At 60.9% G+C, this 18,442-nt stretch carries 22 protein-coding genes and 1 riboswitch; of the genes, 8 read left to right on the forward strand and 14 right to left on the reverse strand.

Annotation, left to right across the window (positions count from 1 at the left end; all coding sequences use genetic code 11):
* The first annotated feature begins 29 nt into the window (after positions 1-29).
* A complete protein-coding gene (locus tag BFP96_RS19050) occupies positions 30-1,028 on the forward strand; it encodes a class I SAM-dependent methyltransferase (RefSeq protein WP_065892628.1) in 999 nt (332 codons plus the stop codon).
* 51 nt (positions 1,029-1,079) lie between these two features.
* Positions 1,080-1,199, forward strand: a riboswitch (yybP-ykoY riboswitch).
* An 89-nt stretch (positions 1,200-1,288) separates the two neighbouring features.
* Positions 1,289-1,873 carry a TMEM165/GDT1 family protein gene (locus BFP96_RS19055; protein ID WP_005784895.1) on the forward strand — a complete coding sequence of 195 codons (585 nt, stop codon included), beginning with the start codon at positions 1,289-1,291 and terminating at the stop codon, positions 1,871-1,873.
* A 157-nt stretch (positions 1,874-2,030) separates the two neighbouring features.
* Here BFP96_RS19055 and BFP96_RS19060 read toward each other — a convergent pair whose 3' ends face one another.
* The 4 genes from BFP96_RS19060 to BFP96_RS19075 form a co-directional block, all read right to left on the reverse strand.
* Positions 2,031-2,849, reverse strand: a complete 819-nt coding sequence (locus BFP96_RS19060; RefSeq protein ID WP_065885810.1) for a M48 family metallopeptidase — start codon at positions 2,847-2,849, stop codon at positions 2,031-2,033.
* A 122-nt stretch (positions 2,850-2,971) separates the two neighbouring features.
* Positions 2,972-3,592 (reverse strand): SOS response-associated peptidase, encoded by a 621-nt coding sequence (locus tag BFP96_RS19065; protein WP_065892629.1) that lies wholly within the window; start codon positions 3,590-3,592, stop codon positions 2,972-2,974.
* Between the two features lie 36 nt (positions 3,593-3,628).
* A complete protein-coding gene (locus BFP96_RS19070) occupies positions 3,629-3,889 on the reverse strand; it encodes a putative signal transducing protein (RefSeq protein ID WP_065936821.1) in 261 nt (86 codons plus the stop codon).
* Between the two features lie 11 nt (positions 3,890-3,900).
* Positions 3,901-4,083 (reverse strand): CPXCG motif-containing cysteine-rich protein, encoded by a 183-nt coding sequence (locus BFP96_RS19075; protein WP_065885807.1) that lies wholly within the window; start codon positions 4,081-4,083, stop codon positions 3,901-3,903.
* A gap of 132 nt (positions 4,084-4,215) precedes the next feature.
* Here BFP96_RS19075 and BFP96_RS19080 point away from each other — a divergent pair, with 132 nt between their 5' ends.
* Positions 4,216-5,379 carry a 1-acyl-sn-glycerol-3-phosphate acyltransferase gene (locus tag BFP96_RS19080; RefSeq protein ID WP_170876029.1) on the forward strand — a complete coding sequence of 388 codons (1,164 nt, stop codon included), beginning with the start codon at positions 4,216-4,218 and terminating at the stop codon, positions 5,377-5,379.
* 24 nt (positions 5,380-5,403) lie between these two features.
* On the opposite strand, the gene BFP96_RS19085 is transcribed toward BFP96_RS19080, so the two are convergent.
* Positions 5,404-5,652, reverse strand: coding sequence for a hypothetical protein (locus tag BFP96_RS19085; RefSeq protein WP_065897294.1), 249 nt, complete (start codon positions 5,650-5,652; stop codon positions 5,404-5,406).
* 184 nt (positions 5,653-5,836) lie between these two features.
* On the opposite strand from BFP96_RS19085, the gene BFP96_RS19090 reads away from it, so the two are divergent.
* Entirely contained in the window at positions 5,837-6,046 is a 210-nt protein-coding gene (locus tag BFP96_RS19090) for a hypothetical protein (protein WP_065885804.1), read from the forward strand.
* Positions 6,047-6,103: 57 nt separating this feature from the next.
* Here BFP96_RS19090 and BFP96_RS19095 read toward each other — a convergent pair whose 3' ends face one another.
* On the reverse strand, positions 6,104-6,688 hold the full coding sequence (locus BFP96_RS19095) for a YajG family lipoprotein (RefSeq protein WP_057724591.1): 585 nt from the start codon (positions 6,686-6,688) through the stop codon (positions 6,104-6,106).
* Positions 6,689-6,870: 182 nt separating this feature from the next.
* Here BFP96_RS19095 and BFP96_RS19100 point away from each other — a divergent pair, with 182 nt between their 5' ends.
* Complete coding sequence (locus tag BFP96_RS19100) at positions 6,871-7,104, forward strand: hypothetical protein (RefSeq protein WP_065885803.1); 234 nt, start codon at positions 6,871-6,873, stop codon at positions 7,102-7,104.
* Between the two features lie 702 nt (positions 7,105-7,806).
* Complete coding sequence (mqo, locus tag BFP96_RS19105) at positions 7,807-9,345, forward strand: malate dehydrogenase (quinone) (protein ID WP_065936822.1); 1,539 nt, start codon at positions 7,807-7,809, stop codon at positions 9,343-9,345.
* Positions 9,346-9,448: 103 nt separating this feature from the next.
* Here mqo and BFP96_RS19110 read toward each other — a convergent pair whose 3' ends face one another.
* The 3 genes from BFP96_RS19110 to BFP96_RS19120 form a co-directional block, all read right to left on the reverse strand.
* Positions 9,449-9,736 carry a PA4642 family protein gene (locus tag BFP96_RS19110; protein ID WP_065936823.1) on the reverse strand — a complete coding sequence of 96 codons (288 nt, stop codon included), beginning with the start codon at positions 9,734-9,736 and terminating at the stop codon, positions 9,449-9,451.
* Between the two features lie 107 nt (positions 9,737-9,843).
* On the reverse strand, positions 9,844-10,311 hold the full coding sequence (locus tag BFP96_RS19115) for a WbuC family cupin fold metalloprotein (protein ID WP_065892633.1): 468 nt from the start codon (positions 10,309-10,311) through the stop codon (positions 9,844-9,846).
* 3 nt (positions 10,312-10,314) lie between these two features.
* Entirely contained in the window at positions 10,315-10,872 is a 558-nt protein-coding gene (locus BFP96_RS19120) for a hypoxanthine-guanine phosphoribosyltransferase (protein WP_065885799.1), read from the reverse strand.
* Between the two features lie 163 nt (positions 10,873-11,035).
* Here BFP96_RS19120 and upp point away from each other — a divergent pair, with 163 nt between their 5' ends.
* Both upp and BFP96_RS19130 read left to right on the forward strand, forming a co-directional pair.
* Entirely contained in the window at positions 11,036-11,674 is a 639-nt protein-coding gene (upp, locus tag BFP96_RS19125; protein ID WP_003188608.1) for a uracil phosphoribosyltransferase, read from the forward strand.
* Positions 11,675-11,676: 2 nt separating this feature from the next.
* Positions 11,677-12,951: a uracil-xanthine permease family protein gene (locus tag BFP96_RS19130; protein WP_065885798.1), complete on the forward strand. Its 1,275-nt coding sequence runs from the start codon at positions 11,677-11,679 to the stop codon at positions 12,949-12,951.
* A 512-nt stretch (positions 12,952-13,463) separates the two neighbouring features.
* On the opposite strand, the gene hisC is transcribed toward BFP96_RS19130, so the two are convergent.
* The 5 genes from hisC to BFP96_RS19155 form a co-directional block, all read right to left on the reverse strand.
* Positions 13,464-14,516, reverse strand: coding sequence for a histidinol-phosphate transaminase (hisC, locus tag BFP96_RS19135; RefSeq protein WP_065892634.1), 1,053 nt, complete (start codon positions 14,514-14,516; stop codon positions 13,464-13,466).
* A 3-nt stretch (positions 14,517-14,519) separates the two neighbouring features.
* Positions 14,520-15,839, reverse strand: a complete 1,320-nt coding sequence (hisD, locus tag BFP96_RS19140; protein WP_065892635.1) for a histidinol dehydrogenase — start codon at positions 15,837-15,839, stop codon at positions 14,520-14,522.
* A 127-nt stretch (positions 15,840-15,966) separates the two neighbouring features.
* On the reverse strand, positions 15,967-16,602 hold the full coding sequence (gene hisG / locus BFP96_RS19145; RefSeq protein ID WP_003188599.1) for an ATP phosphoribosyltransferase: 636 nt from the start codon (positions 16,600-16,602) through the stop codon (positions 15,967-15,969).
* Positions 16,603-16,817: 215 nt separating this feature from the next.
* Positions 16,818-18,083, reverse strand: a complete 1,266-nt coding sequence (gene murA, locus BFP96_RS19150; RefSeq protein WP_065892636.1) for a UDP-N-acetylglucosamine 1-carboxyvinyltransferase — start codon at positions 18,081-18,083, stop codon at positions 16,818-16,820.
* A 23-nt stretch (positions 18,084-18,106) separates the two neighbouring features.
* Positions 18,107-18,346 carry a BolA family protein gene (locus BFP96_RS19155; RefSeq protein WP_003188597.1) on the reverse strand — a complete coding sequence of 80 codons (240 nt, stop codon included), beginning with the start codon at positions 18,344-18,346 and terminating at the stop codon, positions 18,107-18,109.
* Positions 18,347-18,442: the final 96 nt, after the last annotated feature.

Here is an 18,442-nt window from a genome sequence, read left to right on the forward strand (position 1 = left end):
AAACTGCGCCCCTTTTCAAGGAGCAGACCATGGATCCGCGCAGTGAAGTACTGCTTCGCCAGGCCGAACTTTTTCAAGGCAACCTGCTGCTGGTCGGTTTGCCTGCCGACGATTTGCTCGGACGCCTGCCCAACGCCCACGGCTGGAGCTGGCACGCCGGCGATCAGGCGGCGTTGGAGGCGCGTTTTCCCGAGCGCAGCCAATTCGGCGTGAAGGTGCCCGAACGCGCATTTGAGGCCGCGGTGATTTTCCTACCCAAGTCCAAGGACCTCACCGACTACCTGCTCAACGCCGTGGCCGCGCGCCTGCCCGGCGCCGAGCTGTTTCTGGTGGGCGAAAAAAAGGCCGGCATCGAAAGCGCCGCCAAGCAGATGACCCGTTTCAGCAAGCCGCGCAAGCTGGATAACGCGCGGCACTGCCAGCTCTGGCAGGTCACGGTGGGCAACGCGCCGCAAGCGCCCGATCTGGATAGCCTGGCGCAGACCTTCGAGGTACCGCTGGTCGACGGGCCGCTCAAGGTGGTGAGCCTGCCGGGCGTGTTCAGCCATGGTCGCCTGGACCGGGGCACCGAACTGTTGCTGGAACACCTGGACAAGCTGCCCAGCGGGCATTTGCTCGACTTTGGCTGCGGCGCCGGCGTATTGGGAGCAGCGGTGAAACGTCGCTACCCGCACAACACCGTGACCCTGCTAGATGTGGACGCCTTCGCCGCCGCCAGCAGCCGCCTGACCCTGGCTGCCAATGACCTGGAAGCCGAAGTACTGACCGGTGACGGCATCGACGCCGCACCGATGGGTTTGAACGCGATTTTAAGCAACCCGCCGTTCCATGTCGGGGTGCACACGGATTACTTCGCCACGGAAAATCTGCTGCGAAAAGCAGGCAAACATCTGGCAAAAGGCGGCGAACTGCGCCTGGTCGCCAATAGCTTCCTGAAATACCAGCCGCTGATCGAAGAGCATCTGGGCATCTGCGCGATCAAGGCCGAGGGCAATGGTTTTCGCATCTACCGGGCCAAGCGTCCCTGACGGGCGTTTGAAAAAGAACGCTTGCCGAATGGGTTTTGCCTAGGCAGAATCCGCAGCGTCCTAGGGGAGTAGTCTCCCACGAGCGCCATGCTCGTCCGGCATACGTCAACATACTTGGTCAGCAGACCATGGCGTATGCGACCCAGGAGTCCGCACAGACGGACCGGGGTCTGACAAGACCTATGACACGCACACCTTACCCGGGGCGGGAAGGCTGTACGTGTCATAGCCGTGTCGACCCGCCCCTGGAAACCTACCTGATGCTGGATTCATTGCTCGTACCTACCGCAATCGTTGCCCTGGCCGAAATCGGCGACAAGACGCAACTGCTCGCACTCATTCTCGCTGCCCGCTTTCGCAAGCCCTGGCCCATCATCGCCGGCATCGTCGCCGCGACCCTGGCCAACCATGCGGCTGCCGGCGCAGTGGGAGCCTGGTTCGGAAGTTTCTTCTCCGACGCGGTGCTGCACTGGATTCTCGCGGCAAGCTTCTGCGCCACGGCGCTGTGGACCCTGGTGCCGGACAAACTCGACGATGACGAAGCCAGCACCACGCGTAAGTTCGGACCGTTCCTGACCACGCTGATTGCGTTCTTCCTCGCGGAAATCGGTGATAAGACCCAGATCGCCACGGTGATGCTGGCGGCCCAGTATCCGGAATTGTGGCTGGTGATTATCGGGACCACCCTGGGCATGTTGATTGCTAACGTGCCGGTGGTGCTGGCGGGGAATTTTGCGGCGGAGAAGCTGCCGTTGACGTTGATTCGGCGTTTGGCGGCTACGGCGTTTTTTGTACTGGCGATTGTGGCGGTGTACAAGGCCATGCAGAGCAGTGGCTGGATCTAAGGAACCAGGGCTGTAAACCCAACCCAATGTGGGAGGGGCGGTGCGACGATTCGACTTGCTCCCGATAGCGGTGCTTCAGCTAAGCATTCCTCAGCTGACCCACCGCTATCGGGGGCAAGCCCCCTCCCACATTTGGATCTTTACCAGGCTTGGAATATCAGGATTTCTTGGCCTGTTGGTACAGCGGCATGACCTTCGGAATCGCCGCCTGCAATGACGCAATGCGGCTGTCCGATGCCGGGTGAGTGCTCATGAACTCCGGCGGCGCGCCTTCCGAGGCCTTGGCCATCTTGTTCCACAGCGTGATGGCCGCGTTCGGGTTGTAACCGGCGCGGGCGGCCAGTTCGAGGCCGATCAGGTCGGCTTCGTTCTCATTGCTGCGGCTGTTGGGCAAGGTCATGCCGTAGTTGGCCACGGTATCGGCCAGCGCCAGGCTGTCCTGGCCGAGCCCGAATATTGCACCGGCGCCCTGTTTGGCCATCTCGATGCCGTAAGCCTTGGACATGGCTTCGCGGCCGTGTTCGCGCAAGGCGTGGGCGATTTCATGGCCCATCACGGCGGCGAGTTCATCATCGGTGAGCTTGAGATTATCGATCAATGCGCTGTACACCAGGATCTTGCCACCCGGCCCGCAGTTGGCGTTCATCTCGTCGCTCTTGATCAGGTTCACTTCCCACTTCCATTGCGCCGCATCCGGGCGGAAGGTCGGTGCCTGGGCGATCAGGCGATTGGCAATGGCCTGCACGCGCTTGGCGTTGGCGCTGGTCTTGTCCAGAATCCCTTTGCCACTGGCCTCGCCCAGGGTCTGCTGGTAGGACTGGGCGTACATCTGGTCGACTTCCTGGCTCGACAGCATGCTGAACATGTACTGCTTGCGCTCAACCCCCACCGCGCCGCCGCTGGTAGTGTTGACCGACTGACACCCGGCCAGCAGCATCGCTGCAACCAACCCACTTACCGCCAATGACTTCTTCATGAACACGCTCCCTGGAAACATGGCGCGTATCGTAGGCGGACATTTGTATCCGCGCCAGATACATCAGACGTTTAACGGGTGTATTTCGGATCGATCCCACGTGCCGGCCGATAAGCTCAGGCTCAAGCCGGGGTCAGGCACTCCGGCCCGTTGAGCTTGGGATCGTTGACCATATTGGCCAGCACCCGCTCGCGCAACGCGGCAGGCTCAGCGGCCAGCAGACTTTGCAGCACATGCAGCGGCGTCTCGGGGTCCAGCCAGGCAGCCTGCCCCGCCTCGTCCAGGATCAACGGTCGGCGCTGGGCCTGCGCCGCTTGAGTGATGACCGCCGTGCTCAACCACACCTGCTCCTGCACCGGGTACGCTTCCCAGATCGCCGCAAAAAACAGCGTGGAGCCTTCCCCCGGTGTCAGCCAGTATGGGCGCTTGCGCTGGGTGCCGCGCCATTCGTAAAACCCGTTGGCGGGCAGCAGGCAGCGGCGCTGGCGGAACGCTTCGCGAAACATCGGCTGTTCGGCCACGGTTTCGGCGCGGGCGTGGGCGGGTGTGCGGGAGAGGTCGGTGAGCCACGGCGGTGTGAGCCCCCAGCGCGCGCGCGCCAGGCTGAGCTGGCCATCGATGGCGCGCTGGATCAGCACCGAATCATTGGGGGAGATATTCCACTGGGCCTGCTGGTCGGCCGGGAAACCCGGCAAGGCAGCAAAGGCGGGGTTCCAGCGAAACAGGGCATAACGTCCACACATGGGGCAACACGACTCTTGGGTAAACCAACCGACAGCCTAACAGACCAATACGTCGGGCAAGCTGTCGGCGTCATCAAAGGGTAAGGGCTGCGCGCCGTTATAGGCGGTTATGAGCTCGCGTGCGCAAGCGGCTTGATCATTATCGACCTCCAGTCCCAGCAAGCCGAAGATCGGCAGCTCACCCGTGCCACCGAGCAAATGGCGACCCACCAGGTGCGCCTCGATGCCTTCGCTGGCAAGCATCTGTTGCAGCAGCTCGCCTTCCATGAGGTTTTCCGGTTCGTAGATTCGCTGCATGGGTATACCTGTCAGTCATTCTCGCTGCGGGTTTCGAGCATCCACTCTTCACCATGGACCTGCAGGTCGAAGGTGATCGGTCGGCAACACACCTGGCAGTCCTCGATATAAACCTGATCACCGCCGGACAAATCCACCGTCGTTTCGACCGTTTCCCCACAATAAGGACAATCGTACAGCGCAGTTTCCAGCATCGCAGTCTCCCAGGTGACTTGTGCGTATAATCGCCGGTCTATTGACAGGGCTATTGCCGGCTGAGCCCGTTTACTCACGCCGCCCCTGGTATTTCCTTTACTTACCCTAGCCGTTTCTAACAAGAGAGCATGATGGGCGAATTCGATACCATCCGACCTTACAACGACAGCGAAGTCCCCGCAGTACTGGACCGGCTGTTCAGTGACAAGGCCTTTCTGGACATCCTGACTCACTTTCGCTTCCCGCGCTTTGCCGGCGCGCTGGGCTGGCTGCTCAAGCCGATGATCGCGCGCAAACTGCGCCGTGAGTTCGCCGGCGTCACCACCGTGGCGACGCTGCAGGATAAAGTCGAGTATTACGTCGACCATACCATCGACCGCGCGACCGACGGCGTGACCTACACCGGCGTCGAGCAATTGAAGTCCGGCACCGCCTACCTGTTCCTCGCCAACCACCGTGACATCGTGATGGACCCGGCCTTCGTCAACTACGCCGTCTACCATGCCGGCCTGCCGACGCCGCGCATCGCCATCGGCGACAACCTGCTGCAAAAACCGTTTGTCAGCGACCTGATGCGCTTGAACAAGAGCTTCATCGTGCACCGCTCGATCACCGGGCGAAAGGAAAAGATGGCGGCCTACCAGTTGCTGTCGGCCTACATCAACCATTCGATCCGCAACGACTGCCAGTCGATCTGGATCGCCCAGGCGGAAGGCCGGGCCAAGGATGGGGATGATCGCACCGAATCGGCGATCCTCAAGATGTTCCACGTCAGCCGCAAGGACGAGCCGTTCGCCGAAGTCATCCAGTCGTTGAACCTGACGCCGGTGTCGATCAGCTATGAGTATGATCCGTGCGACGCCGCCAAGGCCCGCGAGTTGTATATCCGCGCCACCACCGGCACCTACAGCAAGGCGCCGGGCGAGGATGACGTGAGCATTGCGCTGGGCATCACCGGCTACAAAGGCCGGGTGCACGTGAATTTCGCGCCACCGATTACCGAGCGCTTCGAGGACACCAAGTTGCTGGCGGTCGAAATGGACCGGCAGATTCTCGGCGGTTATCGGCTGTTCCCGGTGCACTACCTGGCTTACGCCCAATGGAACGATGCCGACCCGCAACTGGACGTGCCCAAGGCCGAAGACGTATTCCCGGCCGATGAACTGGCCAAGGCGAAGGCCGAGTGGGAACGGCGCTTGAATGAATGCCCGTCCGAGCATCGTCCGTATCTCGTGACGCAATATGCGACACCGGTGCGCAATCAATACCGGGTCAAGGCCGGGATCCCTCTGTAAACATCGATCAAAATGTGGGTGTTCTTAGAAGTGGGTACTGAGCCAGGAAATGGCCAGCGCCCACCCCAGCATAGAGAACCCTACACGGTAAGCCTGGCGATGCGCCCGTTCGGTGCGCGTGTCCAGAAACAACATCGGCTGGTCAATGGCGCGTTCTTCACTTTGCGCGGTGAGTTCGGCCATCGCCCGTTGCGCCCGCAGGCGAGTGATGAACAGCAGTATGGCGCCGCAGCAGGCAACCATCAGGGCAACAGCATTGATCAGCAGCGCCATCGCAAAACCTCGGCGAAACAGTATTCGGGTATCGGTCCAGATACGAACCTGAACGATAGTGGCTCCCTGCGCCTTTAATGCTCCCTCCCCGTTGACGGTTTAATGTATCCAGTAATTTACAGCGTCACCTGAACGTCACCTTAACAGGCCACTCTGTTGCCCTTCGACGCTTGAGGAGCTTGTCATGCTGCACGCGCAAAACCAGGACCGGCTGTATCTGATCGCCCCGAGCGATGAACAGGAAGCCCTGATCGGCGGCCTTGCCTTCAATGTCCAGGACCGCCATTGGCTGGTGTATTGCGCCCTCGCCGGGCACCCGCATGCCGACTTGCCGGAGCTGGACTTACTCACGGGCGTGAGCATGCTGGATTTCTACGTCGATACCGCCGCCTGAAAGCGACAGGCATAAAAAAACCGGGCTCAGCGATGAGCCCGGTTTTGCGTGAACAGCTTATTGCGAACTGAGCAACTGGCCGATGCTTGGGTCCTTGAACAGTCGGGTCAAGGCATCGCTGAGCACGTCGCTGACCAGCTTGGTGTTGGTTTCCTGGTTCGGCGACATGCCGAAGCGCTGGTTGAGGGACGCGGCATAGCGGCCGCTGTAGCGACGGGTACCGGCGCTGACGTCGGACTTGAAGGTAGCGCCGATGGACGCTTCGGTCACATACAGGCCTTCCTTGGGCGACTGGTATTTCAGTTCGGCCAGGGTAACGGTCAGTTGCGGCGCGCCGGGCGAATTGGTCGGGGTAAAGCCCAGCAAGCGCACAGCGGCTTCAGCCTGGGCCTGCAGCTTGGGCAGCACGTCCTGGCCGGTCACCGAAATCAGCGCGGTCTCCGGGTACAGGCCGCCACGCGAACCGAGGGTCGGTGACGGACGACCGTCCACTACACGCACCGATACGGGCTGGCCGTGACCGACCGGCGCCAACTGCGCCGTGACTTTAGGTTGCGGGCTGAGTTGTTGCGGGCTGTTGGCGCAGCCAACCAAAGCCAAACTGGTCACAGTGATCAAACCGAACAACAGGCGTTGCAACATACTCATTTCTCCAGGACTAGGCGCACACAGGCCGCCAGTATAACGGTGCACGCGCATCACCCACCAGCGATCCTGAACCGCAGCTGAAGACATCGGCAAATTACAATTTCCCATCAAAACGTCATTCCCCTGTCATGCCAGACTGACAACCTTCAAGCATGTAACGCAACCGGTACACAGCCATGCGCCTTCTCAAGTCACTGTTCCTGTCACACAGCCGCCACCGCCACTTTGCGCTGCTCGATGCCCACGGTCATTGCCTGGCGTTCAAGCAATGCAGCCTGCCGCCCGTCGGTGAAGGCTGGGTCGAAGTCGCGGAGACGCATCTGGGCTGGATGCACCGCCCGCTGCCGGCCAGTGCCAGGGTCAGCCCTCAGTTTGTACGCGCACAATCGCACCAAGCGTTGGCCTCCTGACCGGCGCACTAATAAAAGTCATAAAACACGCCCATTTCCCTGGCGTTCTTCGCTACAATCTCCCCCCGATTATAAGGACGTCTCCTGATCGGGCCCCGCAGCATCGTTATTGCCTTGGCACTAACCTCCAAATCGCCCACAGAGAGCCGCCCACACAGATCGAGTGAAGCTGGCGTGCTTGCTGTTTCCTGTGCAAACCACCCGCCTTTATCGAATCTGCCAGAGCTGCCATTGCGCTCGGCCACTTGAGTTGTTTGCCCGTTTCGCGGGCCAGGTGCCAGGCTGGGGCAGCCCTTTTTTGAGGTTCACGTCTTCAAAAGAGCGTGAAAAAAACGGGTTTTCACAACTTCACAAGAGTGTGGCGAGCAAATGAATAGTTTGGCGTTTGTACAAGCACCATCAGCGTCTGAAACAGCCCAACACAGGACCGAGCGTTCCTCAATAACCGGAGCTTGAGCCTGTCCGCTACGGATTGGTTGCACGAATCGCACGCTTTGACCATAAGTCGAATTGCCACAGGCGCCCATGAATGCGTTCATAGGCAGATTAGCCGGGCAGGAAGCGTGCGCTGAAGTTGCAAAGAATTGCGAAACGGACATGGCGATCCTGGCCATGGGTTACCTGGGGCAACACGTGAACCGCCCCGTCACTCCTGGCAGCCATGCCGTCAATTTGGTGCTGCAGATTTTGGAGACGCGTTAAATGGCGCATAACGAAGCAGTCGACGTAGTTCTGGTAGGGGCCGGCATCATGAGTGCCACCCTGGCCGTACTGCTCAAGGAGCTCGACCCCGGCCTCAAGCTGGAAGTCGTTGAGCTGATGGACTCGGGTGCCGCGGAGAGTTCCAACCCGTGGAACAACGCCGGTACCGGCCACGCCGGGCTCTGTGAGCTGAACTACACGCCGCAGGCCGCCGATGGTTCCATCGACATCAAGAAAGCCGTGCACATCAACACCCAGTTCGAGGTGTCGAAACAGTTCTGGGCGTACCTGGCCCAAAAGGGCACCTTTGGCTCGTGCAAATCCTTTATCAGCCCGGTCCCGCACTTGAGTTTCGTGCAGGGCGACAACGGCGTTGCCTTCCTCAAGAAGCGTTTTGAAACCCTCAGCCAACACCATGCGTTTTCGGACATGCACTACACCGAAGACCGCAGCGAGATGGCCGAGTGGATGCCGCTGATGATGCCGGGCCGCCCGCTCGATGAAAAAATCGCCGCCACCCGCGTGATGAATGGTACCGACGTCAACTTTGGCGCCCTGACCAACCAACTGCTCAACCACCTGACCAGTTCACCGGACGCCCAGGTCAAGTACTGCAAGCGTGTCACCGACCTCAAGCGCAATGGTGCGGGCTGGACTGTCAGCATCAAGGACGTCAACAGCGGCAACAGCCGCGAAGTGGATGCCCGCTTCGTGTTCCTCGGCGCCGGCGGCGCGGCCCTGCCGCTGCTGCAGGCTTCGGGCATCGAAGAAAGCAAAGGCTTCGGCGGTTTCCCGGTCAGCGGCCAGTGGCTGCGTTGCGATAACCCGGAAGTGGTCAAGCAGCACCAGGCCAAGGTCTATAGCCAGGCGGCCGTGGGTTCGCCACCGATGTCCGTGCCGCACCTGGACACCCGCGTGGTGGATGGCCAGAAGTCGCTGTTGTTCGGCCCCTACGCCGGGTTCACCACCAAGTTCCTCAAGCACGGCTCGTTCCTGGACCTGCCGATGTCGATCCGCGCCGGCAACATCGGCCCGATGCTGGCAGTGGCTCGCGACAACATGGACCTGACCAAGTACCTGGTCAGCGAAGTGCGCCAGTCCATGGAGCAGCGCCTGGAATCCCTGCGCCGCTTCTACCCCGAAGCGAAAGCCGAAGACTGGCGCCTGGAAGTGGCCGGCCAACGCGTGCAGATCATCAAGAAGGACCCGAAGAAAGGCGGCGTGCTGCAATTCGGCACCGAGCTGGTTGCCGCCGCGGATGGTTCGCTGGCGGCGCTGCTGGGCGCCTCGCCGGGCGCTTCGGTGACGGTGTCGATCATGCTGGATTTGATCGAGCGCTGCTTCCCGGAGAAAGCCAACGGCGAATGGGCGAGCAAGCTGCACGAGATCTTCCCGGCGCGCGAAAAAGTGCTGGAGACGGATGCCGAGCTGTATCGCACGATCAACACGCAGAACAACATCAGCCTTGAGCTGGTGGAGCCTGTGGGAGCGAGCTCGCTCGCGAAAAACGTCAACGATAACGCAGCGCAAGTGGATTAACGCGGCGCTCTCAGGTTCTTTGCGAGCAAGCTCGCGCCTACCGTTAAAAGCGAAACGCCCCGGACTCTTATGAGGCCGGGGCGTTTTTTATTGCTTCGGCTAATCAGCCGCGAGCGTTGTCGATCAGCGCGATGTACTCGGCGGCGTGGCGCTGGTCCTTGATCAGGTCGACAAAGGTCTGGCCCTGCTCGTCCTTGCCGTCCAGGTCCAGGCCAGCTTCCTTGAAGAACCCCAGGAAGCGCTCGAAGTCGTCGATACGCAGGCCGCGATAGGCCTTGATCAGTTTGTGCAGGGACGGAGAAGTCGCATCGACCGGTTCGAAGTTCAGGAACAACTTGATCTGGTCGTCGCCGATCTCGTCACCGATCACCTGTATTTTATCTTTACGCATTACCGACTCCAGCCTGCAGACATTGACACGGGGTTTGAAGTCTACCTGTGGTGCACAGGCTTCGAAAGCGTTGAAAAGCCCCCTCCCACATTTGGATTTTGGTCAGTTCAATCGAACTGCGCGAGCATCCAGCGTTGGTAGTCGGCCACACCGGCATCGCCTTCGCGCGGTGCCCAGGTGGCCAGCTCACCCTCACCCACCGGCCGATAAGGCCCGGCCTTGCATTCGAACATCACCGTATCGGGTTCCAGCACCGCCAGGCCATGGAATACGCCGGGCGGCAGGTCGACGCCCGCGCACTCGCCGCCCGCCTGCATGACGCGCTTGGCGAGGACTTCACCGGTTTCGCTGAATATCAGCAAACCCAAGCGGCCCTTGAGCACCAGCAAGGTTTCCGCCTTGTCCGCGCTCAGGTGCCGATGAGGCGGCACATAGGTACTCGGTTGCAGGGCCACGGCGAGGCGATGACAGGGTTCTTCCATCTGGTGGAAGTTGTGATGGTGCCGGCCACGGGGGCTGTCGCCCGCTTTCTCGGCCAACTCTGCAAATAAGGTCTGATCAAGAAAACGGGCCATCGATTACATTCCTTTAACGGCGTAGATGCCATTGGCGTTACGCCAGTAGCCCTTATAGTCCATGCCATAACCGAAGATATAGCGGTCGATGCACGGCAGCCCGACGAAATCGGCTTTCAGCTCGGGGCGCGCCTTGCGATCGTGGTCTTTGTCGATCAGCACGGCGGTGTGCACTTTACGCGCGCCGGCATGTTTGCAGAAGTCGATGATCGCGCCCAGGGTATGCCCTTCGTCGAGGATGTCGTCGATGATCAGCACGTCACGGTCGATAAACGACACTTCCGGCTTGGCTTTCCAGAACAGATCGCCGCCACTGGTTTCGTTGCGATAGCGGGTGGCGTGCAGGTAAGAAGCTTCCAACGGAAATTGCAGATGGGTAAGCAATTTGCCGGCGAAGATCAGGCCACCGTTCATCACGCAGAAAACCACTGGGTTGGTGTCGGCCATTTCGCGGGTGATGTGCGCGCCGACCTTGGCAATCGCTGCTTCGACCTGCGCTTCGGTGTACAGGCAGTCAGCCTCGTGCATGATTTGACGGATATGCTCGAGATCAGCGGACATGGCGCTCTCCAGGGGGTGCTGTGGCAAGAAAAGCGGGCGAAGGTACGCTTCTACTGCGCTCCAATCAAGCCTTTATGGACTAACGTACTTGATGTCTATAGGACAACACCCTCGGATAGATTAATCTAGGCCGGTTTTTTTGCCCGCCGCCGGAGCCTTTCCCATGCCCACTCGCGAGATCCGCCACCCGCTGATCCGACACAAACTCGGCCTTATGCGCCGCGCCGACATCAGCACGAAGAACTTCCGTGAGCTTGCTCAGGAAGTCGGAGCGCTGCTCACTTACGAAGCCACCAAGGATTTGCCCCTGGAGACCTACGAGATCCCCGGTTGGGCCGGTCCCGTACAAGTGGAGAAAATCGCCGGTAAGAAAATCACCGTAGTCCCGATCCTGCGCGCCGGTATCGGCATGCTCGAAGGCGTGCTCAGCCTGATCCCGGGCGCCAAGGTCAGCGCCGTGGGCGTGGCCCGCAATGAAGAAACCCTGCAGGCCCACACCTACCTGGAAAAACTCGTCCCGGAAATCAACGAGCGCCTGGCCATGATCATCGACCCGATGCTCGCCACCGGCAGTTCCATGGTCGCCACCATCGACCTGCTGAAAAAAGCCGGTTGCCGCGACATTCGCGCCATGGTGCTGGTGGCCGCCCCCGAAGGCATCGCCGCCGTCGAGAAAGCGCACCCTGACGTGCAGATCTACACCGCCTCCATCGACGAACGCCTGAATGAACACGGCTACATCATCCCGGGCCTGGGCGATGCCGGTGACAAGATCTTCGGCACCAAGCAGAAGGACGCGTGACCATGCAGGATGAATTCAACGACCCGCTTTGGCGCCAGATCCTGTCTGGCGCACAGATGCTCTTCGTAGCATTTGGCGCGCTGGTGTTGATGCCGCTGATCACAGGTCTTGATCCAAACGTCGCACTGTTCACCGCAGGCCTGGGCACGTTGTTGTTCCAGGTGGTGACGGGACGGCAGGTGCCGGTGTTCCTGGCATCGAGCTTTGCGTTCATCACCCCGATCATTCTTGCCAAGGGCCAGTTCGGCCTGGCGGCGACCATGGGCGGGGTGATGGCGGCGGGTTTCGTCTATACCTTCCTGGGCCTTGCCGTGAAGGTCAAAGGCACCGGTTTCATCGACCGACTGCTGCCGCCGGTCGTCATCGGCCCGGTGATCATTTCCATCGGCCTGGCCATGGCGCCGATTGCCGCCAATATGGCCATGGGCAAGTCCGGCGACGGCGCCGAGTTGATCCACTACCAGACGGCCATGCTGATCTCGATGCCCGCCCTGCTGACCACCTTGATCGTGGCCGTGTTCGGCAAGGGCATTTTCCGCCTGGTGCCGATCATCTCCGGCGTGCTGGTGGGTTTTGCCATGTCGTTCTACTTCGGCGTGGTCGACACGGCGAAGATCGCCGCCGCACCGTGGTTCGCCCTGCCCCACTTCACCGCGCCGGAGTTCAACTGGCAGGCGATCCTGTTTATCGTGCCGGTGGCCCTGGCCCCTGCGATCGAACATATCGGTGGCGTGATTGCGGTAGGCAGCGTGACCGGTCGCGACTACCTGAAGAAGCCCGGCCTGCATCGCACCTTGCTGGGTGACGGGATTGCCACCACGGCCGCCGGCCTGTTTGGCGGCCCGCCCAATACCACCTACGCCGAAGTGACGGGCGCGGTGATGCTGACCAAGAACTACAACCCGAAAATCATGACCTGGGCCGCGGTGTTCGCGATCAGCCTGGCGTTCATCGGCAAGTTCGGCGCGCTGCTGCAAAGCATTCCGGTGCCGGTAATGGGAGGGATTCTGTGCCTGCTGTTCGGCTCAATTGCGGCGGTGGGGATGAATACGCTGATCCGCCACAGGATCGACCTGGGTGAAGCGCGCAATCTGGTGATTGTGTCGGTGACCCTGGTGTTCGGGATTGGTGGTGTGCTGGTAGGCACCGGCACCGGCCCGGACGATTTCGGCCTCAAGGGCATCGCCCTGTGTGCGGTGGTGGCGATTGGTTTGAACCTGCTGCTGCCGGGCAACGATGGCTGGAAGAACAAGAAACCTGACGAACCGCTGCTCTAACTAAATGCGGAAGGGGGCTTGCCCCCGATGGCAGTGTGTCAGTCAATACATCTATTGACTGACACACTGCCATCGGGGCCTAGGTATCTACACAACTCTGTAACGCTCAACCGTAACCACGATGCGCAGCGAGTCGCTCTTGATCTTGATCTGCTTTTGATCTTGATCTCAGGCGCCCCGTTAAACCACGCTGGCCGAACGCAGGCTTGAATCCGTGGGTAACCCGGCAGGACGCCGGGTTAGCCGCACTGGGCCATGGATGGCCCATTGCGGCGGCCCACGGATTCAAGCCGGAGTGAGGGCACACCGAGCCTAAGCGAGGTGCCGAGTGGTGGGGCAAGAGCCCTTTGCTTACTTTGGGGCTTTTCCAAAGTGAGCCGCCGTCAGGGCGGAACCCTAAGTGGCCGTTACCGCAGAAACGGATATGTACTCGATCTGATCCAACATCCTGGTCGGCACAGAGGCCGCCATCGGGGGCAAGCCCCCTCCCACATTTTTATCTCCAGTGTGGCTTAGAGCTCGCCCAGGCCATCAATCAGCGCCTGGTTCTGCTCCGGCGTTCCGATGCTGATCCGCAGGAACTGGGCAATCCGTTCCTGCTTGAAGTGCCGCACGATCACACCCTGCTCACGCAACCTGGCCGCCAGGCCGGCAGCGTCGTGTCGCGGGTGACGAGCGAAGATGAAGTTGGCCGCTGACGGCAGCACTTCGAAGCCTTTATCTTCCAGTTGTGCGACCACCTTGTTGCGGCTGTCGATCACCCATTGGCACGTCTTCTCGAAGTACTCACGGTCCTCGAACGCCGCCGCCGCGCCTGCAATCGCCAGCCGATCCAGCGGATAGGAGTTGAAGCTGTTCTTGACCCGCTCAAGCGCCTCGATGAGGTCCGGGTGCCCTACGGCCAGGCCCACCCGCAAACCGGCCAGTGAGCGCGATTTGGACAGGGTCTGGGTCACCAGCAAGTTGGGGTAGCGGTCCACCAGGCTGATGGCCGTCTCGCCGCCGAAGTCGATATAGGCTTCATCGACCACCACCACCGAGTCCGGGCTGGCCTTGAGGATCTGCTCCACGGCGTCCAGCGCCAGCACGCAGCCGGTCGGCGCGTTCGGGTTGGGGAAAATGATCCCGCCGTTGGGCCGCGCATAGTCGGCCACGCGAATCTGGAACTGCTCGTCCAATGGCACCGCGTCGAAGGTGATGCCATACAGGCCGCAATACACCGGGTAGAAGCTGTAGCTGATATCCGGGAACAGCAGCGGCAGGTCGTGCTGGAACAAGCCGTGAAAGATGTGCGCCAGGACTTCGTCGGAACCGTTGCCGAGGAAGACCTTGCCCGCATCGATCCCGTAATGGCTGGCTACGGCCTGCTTGAGCAGGTCGCTGTTGGGGTCCGGGTACAGACGCAAGTTGTCGTTCAACTCGGCCTGCATCGCCGCCAGCGCCTTGGGCGATGGGCCGTAGGGGTTTTCGTTGGTGTTGAGCTTGACCAGTTTGGTCAGCTTCGGCTGTTCACCCGGCACGTAAGGCACCAGATCCTTGACGAAAGGGCTCCAGAATTTACTCATGCCTTATTTCCCCTCTTCAAGAATGCGGTATTCAGCACTGCGCGCGTGGGCGCTCAGCGACTCGCCACGGGCCAGCACCGACGCGGTCTTGCCCAGTTCGGACGCGCCCTGGGGCGAACAGAAGATGATCGACGAGCGCTTCTGGAAGTCATACACCCCCAGCGGCGACGAAAAACGTGCGGTGCCGGAGGTCGGCAGTACGTGGTTCGGGCCTGCGCAGTAGTCGCCCAGGGCTTCACTGGTGTGGCGCCCCATGAAGATCGCGCCGGCGTGACGAATCAACGGCAGCCAGGCCTGTGGGTCCGCGACGGACAGCTCAAGGTGCTCCGGCGCGATACGGTTGGCCACTTCGATGGCTTGCTCCATGTCGCTCACCAGAATCAGTGCGCCGCGGCCATTGATCGATTTCTCGATGATCTCGGCGCGCTCCATGGTCGGCAACAGCTTGTCGATGCTGGCGGCAACCTGGTCGAGGAAGTCGGCGTCGGGGCTGACCAGGATCGCCTGGGCGTCTTCGTCGTGCTCGGCCTGGGAGAACAGGTCCATGGCGATCCAGTCCGGGTCGGTCTGGCCGTCACACACCACGAGGATTTCCGAAGGCCCGGCGATCATGTCGATACCGACCTGGCCGAATACATGGCGCTTGGCGGTGGCCACGTAGATATTGCCCGGGCCTACCACCTTGTCGACCTTCGGCACGCTTTCAGTGCCATAGGCCAGGGCGGCCACGGCCTGGGCGCCGCCGATGGTAAACACCCGGTCGACACCGGCGATGCAGGCGGCGGCCAATACCAGCTCGTTGAGTTCGCCACGCGGGGTCGGCACCACCATGACCACCTCGGTCACCCCCGCCACTTTGGCCGGGATCGCGTTCATCAACACCGACGACGGGTACGAGGCTTTGCCGCCCGGTACATACAAGCCGGCGCGGTCCAGCGGCGTGACCTTCTGGCCCAGCACGGTGCCATCGGCCTCGGTGTAGCTCCAGGAATCCTGCTTCTGTTTTTCGTGATAGCTGCGCACCCGCGCCGCCGCCACTTCCAGCGCTTCACGCTGGGGCGCAGTGATACGCGTCAGGGCCAGTTCCAGGCGTTCACGGGGCAGGATCAGGTCGGCCATGGACTTGACGTCCAGGCCGTCGAACTGACGGGTGAAGTCCACCAGTGCCGCATCGCCGCGCTCGCGCACGGCTTTGATGATGTCGAGCACCCGCTGGTTGACCGAGTCGTCGGACACGCTTTCCCAGCTCAGCAGATGATCCAGATGATGGGCGAAATCCGGGTCGGCAGCGTTGAGTCGGGCAATTGCAGTGGACGTGGTCATAGCGAGGGCCTCATAGGATTGGCAAAAAACTCAGGCGCCCTAAACTACCGTTCGCTCCGCTTGGGCACCTGAGAATTCTGGCTATGAGGCGGATAGACGGGCGCAGCTTTTGGGCTACGCAGGTGAGTCAACCGCGGTGTCGAGACTCCACTGCCTTGCGCAGGGTGTCGATCAACGCCTGGATACGGGCGTGCTGCATCTTCATCGATGCTTTGTTGACGATCAGGCGCGAGCTGATGTCGGCAATGAAATCCTGGGGTTCGAGACCGTTGGCGCGCAGGGTGTTGCCGGTGTCGACCACGTCGATGATCTTGTCGGCCAGGCCAATCAGCGGCGCCAGCTCCATCGAGCCGTAGAGCTTGATGATATCGACTTGGCGGCCTTGTTCGGCGTAGTAGCGTTTGGCGACGTTGACGAACTTGGTCGCCACGCGCAGGCGGCCCTTGGGTTCGACATCGCCGACACGGCCGGCGGTCATCAGTTTGCACAGGGCGATACGCAGGTCCAATGGCTCGTAGAGCCCCTGGCCACCGTATTCCATCAGCACATCCTTGCCGGCGACACCCAGGTCGGCGGCGCCATGTTCAACATAGGTCGGCACGTCGGTAGCCCGCACGATCAACAGGCGCACGTCGTCCTGGGTCGTGGGGATGATCAGCTTGCGGCTCTTGTCCGGATTCTCGGTCGGCACGATGCCCGCTTCAGCCAGAAGCGGCAACGTGTCGTCAAGGATGCGGCCCTTGGACAGTGCGATGGTCAACATGGGAAATGTCAGTCCTTCATCAGGCTATTGCTGTCCGGTCGCAAACGGCGCCAGACACAGATCGAGGCCGTTACAGCCTCGATTTGAAACAAACCAGTGTGTGTGTAGGAGCGAGCTTGCTCGCGAAGAACGTCAACGATAACGCGTTCACTCAGAGTCAACGCGGTGTACATGAGTTTTTCGCGAGCAAGCTCGCTCCTACAATGCAGCAGGGACTAGCCCGGAACGCGGCGGATTTTAGCGCCGAGCATCTGCAGTTTTTCTTCGATGCACTCGTAGCCACGGTCTATATGGTAGATGCGGTCGATCAGGGTGTCGCCGTCAGCGCACAGTGCCGAAATCACCAGGCTGGCCGAGGCACGCAGGTCGGTGGCCATCACTGGCGCGCCCTTGAGCTTGTCGATGCCGGTAACGATGGCGGTGTTGCCCTCGACCTGGATCTTGGCGCCCATGCGGTGCAGTTCGTACACATGCATGAAGCGGTTTTCGAAGATGGTCTCGATCACGGCGCCGGTGCCTTCAGCGATCGCGTTCAAGGAAATGAACTGCGCCTGCATGTCGGTCGGGAATGCCGGGTACGGGGCCGTACGCACATTGACGGCTTTTGGCCGCTTGCCGTGCATGTTCAGCTCGATCCAGTCTTCACCGGTGGTGATTTCGGCGCCGGCTTCCTTGAGTTTTTCCAGGACGGCTTCGAGGATGGTCGGATCGGTGTCCTTGACCTTCACGCGACCACCGGTCACGGCAGCGGCAACCAGGTACGTGCCGGTCTCGATGCGGTCAGGCATGACTTTGTAGGTGGCGGTGTGCAGACGCTTTACACCATCAATAGTGATGGTGTCGGTGCCGGCGCCGGAAACCTTCGCGCCCATGGCGTTGAGGAAGTTGGCCAGGTCGACCACCTCCGGCTCGCGCGCGGCGTTTTGCAGGACGCTGCGGCCGTTGGCCAGGGCAGCGGCCATCATGATGTTCTCGGTACCGGTCACGCTGACGGTATCAAAGAAGAAATTCGCGCCACGCAGGCCGCCTTCCGGCGCCTTGGCCTTGATGTAGCCGCCTTCGACGTCGATGACCGCGCCCATGGCTTCCAGGCCACGGATGTGCAGGTCGACCGGACGCGAGCCAATGGCGCAACCGCCAGGCAGGGCCACTTCGGCTTCACCGAAACGCGCGACCATCGGGCCGAGTACCAGAATCGACGCACGCATGGTTTTCACCAGTTCGTACGGTGCGATCAGGGTCTTGATGGTGCGAGGGTCGATTTCGACGGACAATTTCTCGTCGATCACAGGCTCGATACCCATGCGACCGAACAGCTCGATCATGGTGGTGATGTCGTGCAGGTGCGGCAGGTTGGCCACAGTCACAGGGCCGTCGCACAGCAGGGTCGCCGCCAGGATCGGCAAGGCAGAGTTTTTCGCACCGGAAATGCGGATTTCGCCATCGAGGCGGGCACCACCGGTAATAATCAATTTATCCATAAGAATCTCGACGCCTTGGGGGCTCAGGTGCGCTCGGCCCAGGCCGCGCGGCTGAAAAATTTCATAGTGACCGCATGGATGCTGCCATCGGTGATCCATGGGTTCAAATGGGCATAGATCTGCTGCTGACGCTTGACCGGGCTCAATGCCGCCAGTTCATCGCTAATCACGTTCAGCTGGAAATTGCAGCCTTCGCCTTCAACTTCTACAGTCGTTTCCGGCAGCTTTCCTTCAAGGAAGCTCTTAACTTCTAGGGCCTGCATGCTCAACCTCTATCGGCGCCCAGTGCGCACGGGTCGCACATCATACAAAAAAGCCCCGCGCCTGCGAACCCCGCATAGCAGGACTCTGACGGGGGG

The sequence above is a fragment of the Pseudomonas sp. 34 E 7 genome (assembly GCF_900005715.1).
GTDB classification, from domain to species: Bacteria; Pseudomonadota; Gammaproteobacteria; order Pseudomonadales; family Pseudomonadaceae; genus Aquipseudomonas; species Aquipseudomonas orientalis_A.

Excerpts from the sequence above, each read along its gene's own strand:
- BFP96_RS19050 (WP_065892628.1), top strand. The coding sequence starts at position 30 with ATGGATCCGCGCAGTGAAGTACTGCTTCGCCAGGCCGAACTTTTTCAA.
- BFP96_RS19055 (WP_005784895.1), top strand. The coding sequence starts at position 1,289 with ATGCTGGATTCATTGCTCGTACCTACCGCAATCGTTGCCCTGGCCGAA.
- BFP96_RS19060 (WP_065885810.1), bottom strand. The coding sequence starts at position 2,849 with ATGAAGAAGTCATTGGCGGTAAGTGGGTTGGTTGCAGCGATGCTGCTG.
- BFP96_RS19065 (WP_065892629.1), bottom strand. The coding sequence starts at position 3,592 with ATGTGTGGACGTTATGCCCTGTTTCGCTGGAACCCCGCCTTTGCTGCC.
- BFP96_RS19070 (WP_065936821.1), bottom strand. The coding sequence starts at position 3,889 with ATGCAGCGAATCTACGAACCGGAAAACCTCATGGAAGGCGAGCTGCTG.
- BFP96_RS19075 (WP_065885807.1), bottom strand. The coding sequence starts at position 4,083 with ATGCTGGAAACTGCGCTGTACGATTGTCCTTATTGTGGGGAAACGGTC.
- BFP96_RS19080 (WP_170876029.1), top strand. The coding sequence starts at position 4,216 with ATGGGCGAATTCGATACCATCCGACCTTACAACGACAGCGAAGTCCCC.
- BFP96_RS19085 (WP_065897294.1), bottom strand. The coding sequence starts at position 5,652 with ATGGCGCTGCTGATCAATGCTGTTGCCCTGATGGTTGCCTGCTGCGGC.
- BFP96_RS19090 (WP_065885804.1), top strand. The coding sequence starts at position 5,837 with ATGCTGCACGCGCAAAACCAGGACCGGCTGTATCTGATCGCCCCGAGC.
- BFP96_RS19095 (WP_057724591.1), bottom strand. The coding sequence starts at position 6,688 with ATGTTGCAACGCCTGTTGTTCGGTTTGATCACTGTGACCAGTTTGGCT.
- BFP96_RS19100 (WP_065885803.1), top strand. The coding sequence starts at position 6,871 with ATGCGCCTTCTCAAGTCACTGTTCCTGTCACACAGCCGCCACCGCCAC.
- mqo (WP_065936822.1), top strand. The coding sequence starts at position 7,807 with ATGGCGCATAACGAAGCAGTCGACGTAGTTCTGGTAGGGGCCGGCATC.
- BFP96_RS19110 (WP_065936823.1), bottom strand. The coding sequence starts at position 9,736 with ATGCGTAAAGATAAAATACAGGTGATCGGTGACGAGATCGGCGACGAC.
- BFP96_RS19115 (WP_065892633.1), bottom strand. The coding sequence starts at position 10,311 with ATGGCCCGTTTTCTTGATCAGACCTTATTTGCAGAGTTGGCCGAGAAA.
- BFP96_RS19120 (WP_065885799.1), bottom strand. The coding sequence starts at position 10,872 with ATGTCCGCTGATCTCGAGCATATCCGTCAAATCATGCACGAGGCTGAC.
- upp (WP_003188608.1), top strand. The coding sequence starts at position 11,036 with ATGCCCACTCGCGAGATCCGCCACCCGCTGATCCGACACAAACTCGGC.
- BFP96_RS19130 (WP_065885798.1), top strand. The coding sequence starts at position 11,677 with ATGCAGGATGAATTCAACGACCCGCTTTGGCGCCAGATCCTGTCTGGC.
- hisC (WP_065892634.1), bottom strand. The coding sequence starts at position 14,516 with ATGAGTAAATTCTGGAGCCCTTTCGTCAAGGATCTGGTGCCTTACGTG.
- hisD (WP_065892635.1), bottom strand. The coding sequence starts at position 15,839 with ATGACCACGTCCACTGCAATTGCCCGACTCAACGCTGCCGACCCGGAT.
- hisG (WP_003188599.1), bottom strand. The coding sequence starts at position 16,602 with ATGTTGACCATCGCACTGTCCAAGGGCCGCATCCTTGACGACACGTTG.
- murA (WP_065892636.1), bottom strand. The coding sequence starts at position 18,083 with ATGGATAAATTGATTATTACCGGTGGTGCCCGCCTCGATGGCGAAATC.
- BFP96_RS19155 (WP_003188597.1), bottom strand. The coding sequence starts at position 18,346 with ATGCAGGCCCTAGAAGTTAAGAGCTTCCTTGAAGGAAAGCTGCCGGAA.